The sequence below is a fragment of the Mucilaginibacter sp. genome (genome assembly GCF_039925265.1).
GTDB lineage: Bacteria > Bacteroidota > Bacteroidia > Sphingobacteriales > Sphingobacteriaceae > Mucilaginibacter.
In genome coordinates this window covers 29,202-44,530 of sequence record NZ_JBDSZG010000065.1, presented here as the reverse complement: position 1 = coordinate 44,530, position 15,329 = coordinate 29,202, and the positions used below count along the sequence as shown (strand labels likewise).

14 protein-coding genes are annotated in these 15,329 nt (G+C 44.5%); 2 read left to right on the top strand and 12 right to left on the bottom strand.

The features are described 5' to 3' along the window. Positions 1-126: 126 nt before the first annotated feature. The 12 genes from ABIX36_RS26770 to ABIX36_RS26715 all read right to left on the bottom strand — a co-directional run bounded on the left by ABIX36_RS26770 (position 127) and on the right by ABIX36_RS26715 (position 13,722). Positions 127-1,239, bottom strand: coding sequence for a hypothetical protein (locus ABIX36_RS26770; protein WP_348085238.1), 1,113 nt, complete (start codon positions 1,237-1,239; stop codon positions 127-129). 8 nt (positions 1,240-1,247) lie between these two features. Beyond that, on the bottom strand, positions 1,248-2,312 hold the full coding sequence (locus ABIX36_RS26765) for an NAD-dependent epimerase/dehydratase family protein (RefSeq protein ID WP_348085237.1): 1,065 nt from the start codon (positions 2,310-2,312) through the stop codon (positions 1,248-1,250). 55 nt (positions 2,313-2,367) lie between these two features. Then, entirely contained in the window at positions 2,368-3,534 is a 1,167-nt protein-coding gene (locus tag ABIX36_RS26760) for a glycosyltransferase (RefSeq protein ID WP_348085236.1), read from the bottom strand. Beyond that, positions 3,524-4,375, bottom strand: coding sequence for a DUF5672 family protein (locus ABIX36_RS26755; RefSeq protein ID WP_348085235.1), 852 nt, complete (start codon positions 4,373-4,375; stop codon positions 3,524-3,526). The genes ABIX36_RS26760 and ABIX36_RS26755 overlap by 11 nt, the downstream gene beginning before the upstream one ends. Before the next feature lie 5 nt (positions 4,376-4,380). Then, positions 4,381-5,367 carry a hypothetical protein gene (locus ABIX36_RS26750; protein ID WP_348085234.1) on the bottom strand — a complete coding sequence of 329 codons (987 nt, stop codon included), beginning with the start codon at positions 5,365-5,367 and terminating at the stop codon, positions 4,381-4,383. Positions 5,368-5,391: 24 nt separating this feature from the next. Then, positions 5,392-6,006: an acyltransferase gene (locus ABIX36_RS26745; protein WP_348085233.1), complete on the bottom strand. Its 615-nt coding sequence runs from the start codon at positions 6,004-6,006 to the stop codon at positions 5,392-5,394. After that, positions 5,990-6,928, bottom strand: a complete 939-nt coding sequence (locus ABIX36_RS26740; protein ID WP_348085232.1) for a glycosyltransferase family 2 protein — start codon at positions 6,926-6,928, stop codon at positions 5,990-5,992. The genes ABIX36_RS26745 and ABIX36_RS26740 overlap by 17 nt, the downstream gene beginning before the upstream one ends. A 49-nt stretch (positions 6,929-6,977) precedes the next feature. Beyond that, complete coding sequence (locus tag ABIX36_RS26735) at positions 6,978-8,288, bottom strand: polysaccharide ABC transporter ATP-binding protein (RefSeq protein ID WP_348085231.1); 1,311 nt, start codon at positions 8,286-8,288, stop codon at positions 6,978-6,980. An 8-nt stretch (positions 8,289-8,296) separates the two neighbouring features. Next, on the bottom strand, positions 8,297-9,169 hold the full coding sequence (locus ABIX36_RS26730) for an ABC transporter permease (protein WP_348085230.1): 873 nt from the start codon (positions 9,167-9,169) through the stop codon (positions 8,297-8,299). A gap of 54 nt (positions 9,170-9,223) precedes the next feature. After that, on the bottom strand, positions 9,224-11,695 hold the full coding sequence (locus tag ABIX36_RS26725) for a polysaccharide biosynthesis tyrosine autokinase (protein ID WP_348085229.1): 2,472 nt from the start codon (positions 11,693-11,695) through the stop codon (positions 9,224-9,226). A gap of 15 nt (positions 11,696-11,710) precedes the next feature. Beyond that, on the bottom strand, positions 11,711-12,418 hold the full coding sequence (locus ABIX36_RS26720) for a polysaccharide biosynthesis/export family protein (RefSeq protein ID WP_348085228.1): 708 nt from the start codon (positions 12,416-12,418) through the stop codon (positions 11,711-11,713). Between the two features lie 284 nt (positions 12,419-12,702). After that, complete coding sequence (locus ABIX36_RS26715; RefSeq protein ID WP_348085227.1) at positions 12,703-13,722, bottom strand: hypothetical protein; 1,020 nt, start codon at positions 13,720-13,722, stop codon at positions 12,703-12,705. A 193-nt stretch (positions 13,723-13,915) separates the two neighbouring features. Here ABIX36_RS26715 and ABIX36_RS26710 point away from each other — a divergent pair, with 193 nt between their 5' ends. Together ABIX36_RS26710 and ABIX36_RS26705 are read left to right on the top strand one after the other, a co-directional pair. Next, complete coding sequence (locus ABIX36_RS26710; protein WP_348085226.1) at positions 13,916-14,512, top strand: GDSL-type esterase/lipase family protein; 597 nt, start codon at positions 13,916-13,918, stop codon at positions 14,510-14,512. Positions 14,513-14,573: 61 nt separating this feature from the next. Continuing rightward, positions 14,574-15,302: an alpha/beta hydrolase-fold protein gene (locus tag ABIX36_RS26705; RefSeq protein WP_348085225.1), complete on the top strand. Its 729-nt coding sequence runs from the start codon at positions 14,574-14,576 to the stop codon at positions 15,300-15,302. Positions 15,303-15,329 lie beyond the last annotated feature (27 nt).

The following is a 15,329-nucleotide window of genomic DNA, read 5'->3' as shown; positions in this document are numbered from 1 at the left end:
TACTGAAGCCCTTATCGCTATTTATTCCCTTGCACCGATTTTTTTGCGCCAAGTGCCTAACTTCCCGTTACAAGATCATCAGCAGCGAAGAAGTTAGCAAATACCACGTATAAACGTACGGAGCAGTTACGTTGCTTCCTGCCAAAACCGGTTTTGGATGCGTGCCATTTCAAACTGCTTTTTTGCCAACACGTTGGCGTTAGCCGATATACTGTAATTGTTAGTCAGCAGATTAAGAATGTCCAGAGAAAGCTTTTCGGCATCCAAATTATCACAGCAAACCGCCGCCTGCGTTTTCTTTAGCAGGTGGCAAGCCGCGCTGTTATGCGGGCCGTGGTACAAGATAGCCCCCGCGCCGCCAAGATACCCAATCATTTTTGTAGAAAGGCTGTACAGGTAAAAATCGGGCCTGGTAAATTTAATGGGCAGGTAAAGGATGGCGCTGCTATCCAGTTCCCGTTTCAATTCGGCATCGTCCAGCGTCATGGGGCGGTAATCGGTTGTAAAAGCCCTATTCTCTAAAAACGGCATATATTGTGTAGCCCTTAGTATCAGTTTAAACTGATGGCCCTGCTTGCTCAACAAGTCCAGCGCATCTGCCAGTACTTTAAATAAGGGGATATACTCCAAGTGTAAAAGCCCGGCAAAATAAACAGCTACCGGCGAACCGAGTGTACCTAATGGTTCGCTTACTTCCGTTGCTGCCACGCCATCGGTTATCAACTCGTAGTCGGCTTTCCCAAACAACCTGCCATATTCGTTACCCAATTCTTCCGATATCACCAACCTACGATTGGCGCGCTTCCATAAAGCGGCACTATTTTCGTGCAGCCCGTACGTGGTAGAAAAGTGATCGTGAAAAGATACCCAAAGCGGTTTGTCACCACAAAATTCATCGGAACATAAAGCTGCCGAAAAAGGCCCGTGATCTATCACATGCAGCACATCGTATTTAATTTTACGTGCTGCTATCTGTACTTTTTTAATGGTTGATGGCTTATATAGCCCGTGTCTTAACCAGGTACGAAAGTTGCGCAGTTTCCAGCGGGCCCATTTACGTACAATGGGAGCGGCATAAACAATAGTTTCGGTAATAGCGCCCTCACGGGGATGCAACGGATTTTCTTCTACCACCAGCGATACTACATCCGCCTCCCGGCCTTTAAATAAGCGACGGAGGATACGGTTACCTCCCCCGTTGGAGTACAATGAAAATGGCTGGTACGTTAAAAGCTTCAAGAGTATTTTTATTTATGTGTGCCCTGTGCCACAACTATCTGCCTGATGGTTTCTTCCAGCGATATAGTGATATCCCAGTTTGGATAATGCGCGCGCATTTTATCGAGGTTGGAGATATAGCACATGTGATCGCCAATGCGGTTCTCATCTATATAAGTATACACCTGCTGCTTACCGGTAAATTTCTCGGCGATGCTAAATGCTTCCCAAATAGAGCAGGAGTTGGCACGGCCACCACCAATGTTATAAACCTCGGCAACACGCGGCGCACTGATGAACGCATCAATAAAGCTCGCTACATCATACGAGTGGATATTATCTCTCACCTGTTTTCCTTTATAACCAAACACTTTGTATTCCCGGCCTTCTACGTTACATTTTACCAGGTAGCTTAAAAAGCCATGCAGCTCAACGCCCGAGTGGTTTGGCCCCGTTAAGCAGCCACCACGCAGGCAGCAGGTTGGGATGCCAAAATAACGGCCATATTCCTGCACCATAATATCTGCAGCTACCTTTGAGGCACCAAACAGCGAGTGCTTGCTTTGGTCGATAGAAAATTCCTCGGTGATGCCATTGGTATAAAACGGATCGGCGTAATCCCAGCGGGTTTCTTTTTCTACCAGGTCGATAGTGTTTGGCCTGTCGCCGTACACTTTATTGGTACTCATGTGCGCAAAAGGCGATTCGGGGCACACCTGCCTAACGGCTTCCAACAGGTTAAGTGTCCCTACCGCGTTGGTATCAAAATCATCGAATGGGATAGCGGCCGCGCGATCATGCGATGGCTGCGCGGCGGTATGCACAATGGCATCGGGCCTAATTTCTTTAAGGAGGTTAAGCACACCGGCGCGGTCGCGGATATCTACTTCGTGGTGGATAAATTTTGCGCCGAGGTCTGTTTGGATTCGGTTTTGGTTCCAGCGGGTATCGCCCTGCTCACCAAAAAATATAGCCCGCTGGTTATTATCTACGCCGTGTATTTCCCAGCCTAAACCAGCAAAATGATAGCAAACTTCTGACCCTATTAAGCCGGATGACCCGGTTACCAATAATTTTTTAGTTGAACTTGCCATAGTACGTTAAGCAAAGGTTATGTATGTTGTAAATTAAATCTGTTTCGCGTTAGCATTAGCTGTTTACCACAGCCTGCCACACCCTACGCATTGGCTCAGCGCCAACTTCATTTGTTACTAATTTTTGGGCATTTTTTAACAGCCCGGCAACATGCTGCGAATTATGCAGCTGTTTAAAGCCATCTCTGATATCGTTTTCTTTAATTGATGCTACCGTAATTGCGGCCTGATGATCGTTAAGATAATGGATCATGGCTGAGTATGGGGGGCCTACTGCCAACACCGGTACGCCACATGCCAAATATTCGCTCATTTTGGTAGCGATATTAAACTGCGACATATTACGAATTTTTTGCTGAAAACTAATAGGTAACAGCACCGCATCGTAATTTTGCATCTCTGTAAGTACCTCTTGGGGGGCTACGCTGCCTTTAAAGTGCACGCCATCCAAAAGTATATCATCAGGCAGCCGCTCCACACCCGAGTAAATGTACAATTGTGTATCGGTAGCCTTAAGCGCTGCCGCTACGGCTTTTAAAGCATCGCGCTGCCAGGCCGCCACGGCACCAAAATACCCTATTTTTAAAGGGCCGCTGATCTTTTTCGACGAAGCACCCTTCTCAACCGTTCCCGAAGAACCAAATAACACGCTGGATGCTACGCCAAAACGCTCCTTATAAAATGCCTGCATGGCGGGGCTTATTACAAAAACATGTTCGGCTTCGCGCAGGTGTTTTCCAAATATAGCCTCCGTACCGGCCGGGTATTGCCAGGCATCATTTACGTAGCTCACCAGGTGATCGTCCATTACCCAGGTGATGTATTTTACCTGTTTTATTTTCTTTAGTGCCTCCAGTGTAAAAATCGCGTTGGCTCCCTGTGGGCATACCAGCCCGGTAAGTTCCTGCTTATGCTTAAATATGGCGGCCATCTTTTTTGCGGCACCGTTTGCATGCAGTTTGATCATCCCTAACCTCTTGCTCATACTCGAGGCGCGCGAACGACCGATGAGTTTACGCATCCAATCGCTTTCCCAGATCGAAAGCAGATCGTGGCTCCGCCCGGGAAGACCATCTTTTACATGCAGATCCATCGCAAAACGGTTCACATGTACAAAGTGATCTATATCATTTAAATCGGCGCCTAAAATGCGCTGCAGGGTTAAACCGCCGCCATGCTTATCGGATACCGACATCTCCGAAAGGTAGAAATCAAACTTCATTGGTTTGCCCCTTCTTTTTAATGCTTGTTGTATCGATGTATTTGCTCCAAAAGCCCAGGTGCTTAGCCCAGGCATGGCAGCCCAGCGGCAAACGGCCTTCGGTAAGCCTTAACGAATCTTCTAAATTATATTCGAAACTAAAACGCAGCGCGCTCATCGGATCGGCGATAGTGAAGGACGGGATCAGCTGCGGGATTATTTCAGACCAGATCACATCTTCATTTAAATGAAAATCGGCGAAAGCAAAGGCGAACCTACCCGTTATAAAAACTTCGTACTTATCGTTAGTCCATTTATTCAGCTTGTTTCTTAACCTGGAGGAGGAAGAAAGCAAGGCCTTATAAAGCACCCAATGCAGGCGGTATTTTTTTATTGACGTAAGGGCCTTGATGCACGACTGGACATTGCGAACCGAAAACCCCGAATTGCCGCCCTGCATAAATGCGGCGCCCGGTGTAGCTGCCCAGTAACCCTCAAAAAAAGGCGCGCCAATATAATCGAATGCAAATGCACCTGCTTTATCAAAATCGTTGTGAAAAATATAAGCGTCGAGCTCATAGGTAAGCATGTATTCATACTTAGCAAATAGCTGATAGAAGCTTATACTTACTTTCATTTTATTATACTTTTCTATAGACGAGAGCCAATCCTGATCAACCGGATACAGCAATAACCCCGCATGCGCCGCGGTATATGCGCTTGTATCCATCCCTTCGGGATAAATTAAAAAGCAATCGTATGCGCTCAAATGTGTTTTACAGGCCAGCAAAGATATCGCCTCATCTGCCGAAATTACCGGTTGATGCACCGGAATAATTACACACATTTTTGTAGAGGCCATTTTGTTTAACTGCTAAAATATCGTTCTACCATTTTTGAGAGCCTGTTGCGCATTTTCTCTTTAAGCGGCCTTGCGGCAAGCATCTTTAATTCGTGCGCATTGTATTTTTGCTGGTAATAAGCCGGGCTTTTCATCACCGCATCGGCCCCGGCAGCTTTTAAACCGGTGTAATACTCGTCAACCACTTCGGCTATATCTGGCCGGCTAAAACGGTTGTACCGGGTATTGTAGTTACACAATACCATTGGCGTGTGATACCGGTAGCTGCTGAAATGAAAAAACGTAAGCGGATATTTATCGTTCACCATCCATCCATCACCGGTTTTGGTTAATGTACGCTCGTGCCAGTTCCAGTTGGCAACGTTGTAACCGTAGTGTTTTAGTATCAGGTAATTATTAAACATCACCGGGATATAGTTTGCCCATATCTGGTCGTAAAACATGCCCTTATCCCAATTGGTGTACCCATAAACCAGCAGGCGTTCGCCCCACCAGTTTAAAAATCTCTCCAGCTCGTCGCCCTGGGCCAATCCTAAAAAGCCAAGGTTAAATATACCCGTACGCAGCGTATAAAAATCGCTGGGTATTTTACCATCGTCAACCGGGTTCATTAGGTGCGGGGTTAGTACAAAGGTGTACTTCTCCAGCGCTTCCCAGCAATCGGTAAAAGGGGCGTATACTTTTATATCCGGGTCTATGTAAACCACTTTATCGTACTTACTAAAAAAGTATTTAAACACAAATGGCTTAACGGTTGTACAAAGTTCGGCAATGCTAAATTTATGGCTTAGCGCCTCCATATCCAGGTCAACTATCTCGTCGATAAAAAGAATACTTTCGCTATAAAAATCGTTGTAGTTTATTGCCGGGTCCTTTTTATCTACCAAAACAATAAACAACGGAATCTCCGGGTGATGTTTGGTAAAACTCTCCTTTAAAACCTTTGCCGAGGCGAGGTAATTATTAGCACAAATAGTATAAGCTACCTTCATTTTAAAAACAAGTTCTGTTAAATTCTAAGCCTCTACTATCTTAATAACTTTAGCGGGTACGCCTGCAACTACGGCATTTGCGGGTACATCCTTTGTAACCACAGCGTTGGCGCCCACTACCGCGTTATTGCCTATACGTACGTTTGGCATAATACATGCCCCCTCGCCTATCCAAACATTATCCTCTATTATAATAGGCCCTTTTGAAACCAGCGGCCTTTTTATAGGCGGCAAGGCAAAGGATGCCGCGCTGATATCTCCGTGCGCGTGGTCGCTTATATAAATGCGGCTGCCCATTAATACATGGTTGCCGATAACTATTTTGTTGATACAGCCGATATGTACATCGGTACCCATGCTTACCCATTCGCCAATGGTAAGCTCGGGGGTAAAAGTTTGCTCTTCGTATTTATCCCAAGCCTCAAGTCGTAAATTATACAGCGCCGAGAATTTTTTTCCGATAGAGATATATTGCGGGTTTTTGATGATAGCCTGCTTTGGTACCGTACATTCCTCGCCCCGGAATTTAAGCTTTCCGTACAGCGCTACCTCTTTGGCATCGGCAGCCAAGCCGATGTATGAGCCCGACTGCAATATTTTATAAAATATTTTACCAATAAAGTTATTGAGCGCTGACATGCTTTAAATATTGATTTTTAAACAAGGCCGGGAATATTTTTAGCCAAAACGATCTGTAGTTCCAAAAAACGGGCACCATAATTTTAAACGGATTCTCTTTCTCGAAATTCGCTCCCGGGTTATTAATAAACATGGGGAAGAACGTGCTTAAAAGGTGGTGGTTCATTATCCTTTTCACGCGCTTATCAATAAAGCCCTTCATGATCAGCCGATCCATCACATCGTTAAAATTGGTACCAAATACTTTAAGCAGTTTATAGCCGCCTGTATTATCGGCCCGGCAAGCAAGGATCCTATCATTAATGATGCCATTTTGCGGGCCTTTAAACGCAGCAGGCAAGGTCCAGCTAAGCTGTACGAGGTTGCTTTCGCAAAACTCCTGTATGTAAGCAATATCGGTAAAAAGCGATTTGTTGACGATGTTACCGGTTATAAAGGTTGTCCAGTAGCTTACCCGGCCTATGTATTGCAAGGGATCGGCAAAGCGATCCAAGCTGATGCCCGTGGGCGGGGTGTTAACAGCTTTGTACTCGCCGCTATACCATTGCGTGTTCATGTATAAGGTACCCCACTCCTCTTTTTTAAGCAGGTTGAAAATAAACTTAAGGTAACCCGGCAGCAGGAAATCGTCATCAGAAAAAACCCATACATATTTGCCAGATGCTTTAGTAAAGCAGGCGGTGATATTGCGGTCGGCCCCAATGTTTTCCGCGTTTTTAAAATAGGTGATCTTATGCCCGCGGGCAATATATCCTTCAACTACTGCGGTGGTATTATCTGCAGAGCAATTATCAGAAACGATAAACTCGATAAGTGGTGCAATCTCATCACTCAATTGCGCAAACAAGGCATCAAGGCACTGGCCTAAAAGCTGTGCCCTGTTATAGGTAGGTATCGCAATTGAAAGTAATGGTTTTACCATAGTAAGCTTGTATGCGTATTGTTAAACCTAAGCAGCAAAATAAAAGCAATTACAATTTAATCGCTTCGGTGTTCCATGCTAATTTGGGACGTACTACCCCCCACCAATCGCCGGTATATTCTTTGCGCATGTCGCCGGTTTCTATTACCGTAAACGCTAACACGCTTTCGGCAACAGCCATATCGGCCATATCCTCAGGCACCAAAAAGGCGTTGATCTTGTAGTTCTTATCGTTTAAGTAATTCCCCGGAATTACACAGGTAGATTTGTACCTACCCTTTTGTAACGGCTTTTTATAAAAAGGATCGACAGTAGAAGAGGCCGATGGCGCACTGAACGTTGCAAAAATACAGGTATCCAAGTTATCAAGCAAATGGATGCTCGGCTGTATGGTGCTACCATCTTCGTACACGTCGTATTCTATCTCCACAATAACATCCTCATTGATGGCAAAATCGGCTGTGATACCTTTAGACCGCGACAACAACCTTAGCGCGTAAAAGCCGGCTTTGGTTGATTTTTGTTTAACGATCAGATCTTCGAGGTTTACCTGCCCGTCGTTATTTTCGCCGGTGCGGATGTATTTATCAATTACGGTATGGGTGTAATCCATAGTTTGCAGCTGCCCGTGCTTCAGCAATATAGATTTTGAACACAGGTTGCTGATGGCCGCCATATTATGGCTTACAAACAGCACCGTACGGCCTTCGCCCTTGCTTACCTCGCCCATTTTACCAAGGCATTTTTTTTGAAACTCGGCATCGCCAACGGCAAGTACCTCATCTACTATCAATATCTCGCTTTCCAAATGGGCTGCTACCGCGAAGGCAAGCCTTACATACATACCGCTGGAGTAACGTTTTACCGGCGTATCGATATATCGTTCTACCCCTGCAAAATCAACAATGGCATCAAAGTGTTTTTTTATTTCATGCTTACGCATCCCCAGGATGGCGCCGTTTAAGAATATATTTTCGCGACCTGTAAGCTCGGGATGAAAACCTGTGCCTACTTCCAGCAAGCTGGCCACCCGGCCCATAATTTTTACCGAACCGGCGGTTGGTACCGTTACACGGCTGAGTACTTTTAACAAGGTACTTTTACCGGCACCGTTACGGCCGATAACGCCTACGGCATCGCCTTTATTTATTTCGAAGTTGATATCTTTCAGGCTCCACACGATATCGCTGGTGCCGGCTGTAGCGCGGTCATTTAATTCGCCTATTTTTAAAAAAGGGTCTTCTTTACCTCTTAGCAAGGCCCATTTGCGTTCGATGTCGCGGCTGAGGGTGCCGGTACCAAAATCGCCCAACTGATACGCTTTAGATAAATTTTCAACTTTTATAGCAATATCACCCATGGCCTAAATTAAACGGTATCAACAAAATCTTTTTCAACCTTATTAAAGATGATCAGCCCGATCATAAAGAGCACCAGGCTGGCCACAATGCTGTAAGCAAACGCACCGGGGTAAAATTGCCCCGCTCCGGTAAACCCGTACCTAAAGGTTTCTATAAGCCCACTCATGGGGTTAAGCGTTATAAAGATGCGGTATTTAGCCGATGCGCTGGATAAAGGGTAAATAACCGGTGTTGCGTACATCATCAGTTGCATGCCAAAGGTTACTACAAAGGCAAGGTCGCGGTATTTGGTAGTTAGCGCCGTTATAATAAGCCCGAGCCCAAGCCCCAGTACCGCCATAAGCGCCATTATAACCGGGAATAGCAGTAGATAAGCATTTGGCTCTACCATTTTACCACCGTAAAAATGATACTGAATAAGATAGTAAGCAAAAACGATAATAAACAGGCAAAACTGAACCGCGAATTTTACAAGGTTAGAAAAAACAATGCTCAGCGGCATGATGAGCCGTGGGAAGTAAACCTTGCCAAATATGTTGGCGTTATCCTTAAAAACGGTTGATGTTTTGGTAAGGCAATCGGCAAAATAGTTCCATGCAATGGTGCCTGCCATGTAAAATAACGGCTGCGGAATATTACCAGTGCTAATTTTAGCCAGCCCGCCAAATACAAATGTGAAAACGATAGTAGTGAATATGGGCTGGATAAAAAACCATAGCGGGCCCAAAACGGTTTGCTTGTAAAAAGATACAAAATCGCGCCGTACCAGTAACCAAAGCAGGTCGCGATAGTTCCAAACATCCTTTAAATGAAGATTAAAAACGGTATCGTGAGGTTTAATTTCTAAATCCCATTCCTCCTGTGGCGTATTCAACTCCATTATACTTTGTTATTATTTTCTCCCGTACTCATTTAGCTTTACAGCAACGCAGTTTTAGTGTTGGGATTTTTTACTCTTGCGTTTTGCAGGCTTTTTAAAAATGCTATTGAACAAGCCTCTTAAGCCTTTCTTATTTTTATCTTCCTCCTGGGTGTAACCGTAGCCATAACCGTAGCCATAACCGTAACCATAGCCATAACCGTAGCCATAACCGTAGCCCGCTCCATAGCCCTGACCGTAGCGGCCCAGTATACCACGCAGTTTTAACCCGTTGAAGATGATGTTCACGTTGCTCAACTCGTTGTTAATGTAAATGTGGTCTATCAGGTTTAAGTAGTACTTAGGCGTGTATTTGTGCCTTACCATGTACAAGCAGGCATCAACATACTTATTCAATATTTTGGCATCGGTAACCAAACCAATTGGCGGCGAATCGATAAGGATATAATCAAAATCTTCTTTAATCTTGGCCATCAGCACATCCAGCCTGCCGTTTAGCATTAGCTCGGTAGGGTTTGGCGGAATGGTACCGGCAGGCAGGATCACCAGCCCGGGGATGTCGCGGTCGGCCATTGACAGACTTATCTCTTCATAAGTTGCCAGGCCGGCCATGTAGTTACTTATACCTGGCTCCTGGGCAATCTCCATCATTTTACTGATCTTAGGTTTACGTAGATCGAACTCCAGGATGGCTACCTTTTTACCGGTTAAGGCCAAACTTACCGCAAGGTTAATAGCCGTAAAACTTTTACCCTCACCGGATATGGATGATGTTACCAGGACGGTTTTTTTATCGCCCTGGATGCCTATAAAGTTTAGCGATGTACGCAGCGCCCTAAACTGCTCTGCAATTACCGTTCGGCTGCCGTCTTTAATAACCAGGGTTTCGCCGCTGTCGTCATGTAATATTTCGGCCAGTACGGTTGCATCCGTTTTGCGTTCAATTTCGGTACGGAAAAGCACCTCCTGGTTGTATTGCTCTCTAATTAAAACAAAAACAACACCTATAATAACCCCTATAGATAAGCCTACCAGGTAAATATTAAGTGGTATTGGTTTTACAGGCGTGCCCTTTGCTTCGGCGTAATTAACAATACGGCTATCGGCAACGGCCGCCGCGCGCGATAGCGCAACTTCCTCGCGCTTGGTAAGCAGCAAGGTGTAAATATTATTTTTGATAGCCTGCTGGCGGCTTATTTCTAAAAACTTACGCTCCTTTTGCGGCACCCCCCTTAACTGCGACGAGTTGATACCTCCTTCGGCTTTTAAACGGTTTTGTGTGGTAACTAAGTTTTGCCTCAGGGCGTTTAAGTTTTCTAATAAGCCTGGTTTTATTTGGTTTATACGTTCCTGCACGGCGGCAACTGGCGGCGAGTTCTCGCCGGAAGTTTGCCTTAAATTGGTTAATTCAAGTTCTGCAGAGTAAAGTTTATCAAGTAACTGAAGCAAAATAGGATCGGAGATACCCATCGTAGACGGTACTGTACCGGAGCTACTGCCTTTACGCACGATGTATTTTTCTATCTGGCTAAGTACATCCAGTTGGATCTGGATCTGCGCCAACTGGGAAACATTCTGGCGGGCGTTGTCTATAAAGTTTCTTCCTTCGGTAGAAAGATCTACAATGCCCTGACTGGTACGGTAGTCCTGCATCTCGTTCTCTACACCCGAAAGTTCTTTGGTTACCAGCACCAACCTATCATTTATAAAGTTGAGGGTATTTATTGCGGTTTGCGTTTTTTCTGTAACACCGGCGTCGTTGTAAACTTTAACCAAATCATTCAAAATATCCTCGGCGCGTACGGGCACCTGGTCTACCAGTTTAAGGGCAATTAACGATGACTGCCTCGCTGCCGATGCAACGGCAAGTGCACCCTGGGTATTTTTAGCTGCGGATTTGATACTACGTACCTGTAAATAATATTCGCCTTTAAAAACCTGGTTTGATACGGCCTTATCTGTTTTAACCGGATTGATTATAAAATCACCATAATCTGTATGCACGGGAGCCCCTAAAGCATACTTTTTGCCGGAGATGGTGATATAATTATTGGTTGGCAAATACTCGAAAGAAATAGGCAGGTTGGGGGAGTTTCTCAGGTCATCCGGGTTCAGCGCTATAAACTTAACCGGGTTTGGATAAATGAGAATATCCCTTAAAGCACCCTTGCTGTAAACTTGTGCATATAGGCCAAGGTCTTTTACCACCTGCTCCATCAACACGCGCGATTTTAAAACCTCTATCTCGTTCTCTACCGTTTTAGAGCCATTATTAAGCCCCAGCGCTTCCAATACGTTGGCACCATCGGTACCTCTCGAATCTTTTAGCAATATGGTAGCGCCGGCTTCGTAAATTGGGGTTTGGTAATGAATATAAAAATAACTTACCGACAGGGATACCACAATTGTAAATACAAATATTGGCCAGAAAGGCAAATACCTGAATGCAATTGCACTTACTGCGTTTTTTGAGGTGGTACCCTCAAATGGATTGGTAACATTGGTAGACTGAGCAGTATTTTTCATTAACAGGAAGAAATGTTAGTTTTTAATAAACTGTAAGTATATCACTATCAAAAGCGACACAGCGCTGAAGAAGTATGGGATCAGCTGAGTAGTACGATCGGCACCGGCAGCTCTCGCGCTGTTTGGTTCCACGTAAATGATGTCCTGATTTTGAAGATTGTAAATATCTTTATCAAATAATTGGCTTTGGTTAAGGCTGAAGCGTTTGGTGATGCGCTTGCCATCAACCTCCCTTATCAGTAGCACATTGTCGCGCTTTCCGTACGCGGTAAGATCGCCGGCAGAAGCCAAAGCTTCGGGCAAGGTGATGCGCTCGTTGGGTACCGGTATAACACCCGGCCTGGCAACCTCGCCCAATATGGTTACCTTATAGTTTACTATGCGTACGTTAACTATCGGGGCTTTTGCAATTTGTTTACTCAGCAATGTTTCGGTAATGGTGTTTGCCAGCTGAATTTTTGTTAAGCCTTCCGCTTTTACAGAACCAATAAGCGGCAGTTTTATAGAGCCGGTCTCATCTACCAGGTAACCGCTTACACCACCCTGGCCGGTATTAACTGCGGTAGACGAATTTAATATAGCAGTGGTGATGGGATCAGGAGTAGAAATATTGATCTGCAGTATGTCGCTTACGTTTATTTTAGTTTGAAGCCTCTGCTCGTCTATCGTGGCCATACTGTCCCTTTGGAGGTTACTAAAGTAAGCGAGCTTCTTGGAACTCACACATGAATTTAAAGAAGATATTACCAAAAAGGTCAGCAAAATGGCAATAAAGGAGTAGGAGTTTTTTTTCATAAATATCACAGCAGCGTAGCTATTATATCAGGTAAAATAATTGTAGCCTTTGCAAACTTAAAAATTATTGTGCAATATTATTTTACTTTTTTAATATAATCGACTGATTTTCTAAAAATAATAAAAAAAAATTAAATATATCTTAAAAACTATTAAATCAACAAATTGCCCTTTGGCAACCAATACAAGCAACCGTTTGGTGCTAATTTAGTTTATTTTTTTATTAATTTTTTTACCCTGTCTCTAACTTTGTTTTTATACAATTTTGCCCGGCGAACCAGGTTGTGAGATTTTGCCAACAGGTAATCAGATAACGCTTCTGCAACGCTTTGCGCGTTGGTGTGCAGCGGTATAAGTGTCTTGGTTAAATACCCCTGGAAGTGCAGCGTATAAAACCTCGAATAAACCGGTGAGCTCTGTACATCCGCAACTTTACCGTAAAGGCCGTCTTTCCGCCGGGTCATTTTTTTGATGCGCGTACCCGGGGTGCATTCAAAATAATAGGTGCAGCCATTGAAAGGCACATTGGCATTAAAATCGAAACTGATACCTTCTGTCTCCAGCGAGAGCAGGTTTAGTGTATTGGGTTTTGTCTCGGTACGGAAAACATCCAGCAGGATCATGTCTGATACGTTTTTGTTATCGAGGAATTTGCCAGCAAGGGTATCTTTCAGCATTTTATCAAAAGCCGGCCCGTCTGCGTACTTTGCCAATACAAATTCGCAAAAATCATTAATAAGTTTTGCGCTCCAAAATGAGGTATGGCCCGATGTTACGCTGTTTTCGCCAAGTGCAAAAAACATCATGGTACCATCGTACTGCACCTTTATAAATTTCTGGAATACAGGGATAAGGTCCTGCAATATCAGTACGTCGCAATCGGCATGTACAAAATGACTGATACCCAGCTCCTTTACAATATCGTTAATGATGAACCACCTGTCGAAACATGCCTTTTCAAAAAAGTATGGATTAATAGAGTGATGCTGGTAAACCTTATCAAATTCTTTTACGCCATCGGTATACCCCGAAACATCGATACAATTGTACTTGCTGTAGTCGTCAAAATTGGTATCGGTAAGCACATACACATTATTATGGCCATGAGATAACGCGGCCTGTTTAAGTATGTGCCCGAAAAACAAACTGGTATTTGCGCCCAATTGCAAAAAGAAAACGGGTAGTTCCGACTGCGTTAAATGATTAGCGTACCCCGTATCCTTTTTTTCCATTCGGTATAGATTGTGAAACAAAAATAATATTTTGAGGCATTAAAGCAATAGCCCTTTAACGTTACCGGCTTGCAAAAACAATTTAGTAACATAAATTAAAGGCACGGTTACCGCAAACAACATAAAGAATTTTTAGGTTTGAAGCACTATGGCTATTGCTGTTGCAGTATACCCTTATTAATAAACAAAGCGGATGTATTGGTATGAAGATGAGGTAAAACGCCTTGAAAAAGACAGTTTAAAACTGGCCCAAAATGCCGAAACCATTTTCTATGGCAGCTCGTCAATACGCTTATGGACAAGCCTTTACAACGACCTCAAGGACCTAAAACCCGTTAACCTGGGGTTCGGCGGATCTACCCTGGCGGCGTGCGTATGGTTTTTTGATAGAGTGATGGTAAACTACAAGCCAAAAAGGCTGGTGGTTTATGCCGGCGATAACGACCTGGGCGATGGCAGGTGCCCCGAGGAAGTATTTATTTTTTTTCAGCAGCTGGTTACAAAAGCAAACCAGCGATTCGGCGATATCCCCTGTTATTTTATATCGCTTAAGCCGAGCATTGCCCGCTGGGGCATGGCCGATCAGTTTAAATACACCAATAACCTCATCGAAAACCAGATCATTAAAGATGGCGACAACTGGCAGTTTATAGATGTTTTTAAGAAAATGCTGGACGCCAACGGCTACCCACAGAAAGTATTTTTCACCGGCGACGCCCTGCATTTAAGCCCCGCCGGGTACGAACTTTGGAGCCAGGTGGTGAAGAACAAAATTATTATTAACAGTTAACCCGTTGTTTATTTTAAAGTAACATCCGTTGGAGATATTACGTTCCGCAATACATAGTGAAATGAACAGGGAATATCATAAATGGCACAGCCCCAGGTTGCAGCGCGACATGGAGCTTCTAATTTTCGGGCATGGCGGCCGTGCGGTGCTGTTTTTCCCAACCCGGATGGCCCGATTTTACGATTACGAGAATTGGGGCGTTGTAGAGGCCCTGCGGCACAAAATAAACAATGGCGAACTGCAGCTTTTTTGCGTAGACAGCGTAGATGCGGAAAGCTTTTACAATAACTGGGCGCACCCTGCCGTGCGTATTGCCCGGCACTTGCAATACGAGGAGTATATTCTTAACGAGGTGGTGCCCTTAATGAAGGAGAAAAACAACGCTGGCTATTTTGAAGTTGCCGGCTGCAGCATGGGCGCCTATCATGCTTTAAACCTCGCCCTAAAACATTCGCATATTTTTAAGAAAGTGGTGAGCATGAGCGGCAGATACGACCTTACCCAGCACATAGACGATTTTAGAGACCTGTTTGATGGCTATCATAACGACGAGGTATACTTTAATATGCCGCGACAATACATTGCCAACCTGCACGAATACGGCATTTTGAATGATATGCGCAAGCTGAACATTATTTTGGCCGTAGGACAAACGGACCCATTTTTGCATAACAATCAGGAAGTGAGCCGCCTGCTTTGGGATAAGGGCATCACCAACGAATTTTACATTTGGGATAATTACGCTCACCGGCCACGGTATTGGCGGCAGATGGTGGAATTGTATCTGTAACCCCAAACCCATTTAATATTGCCGAAC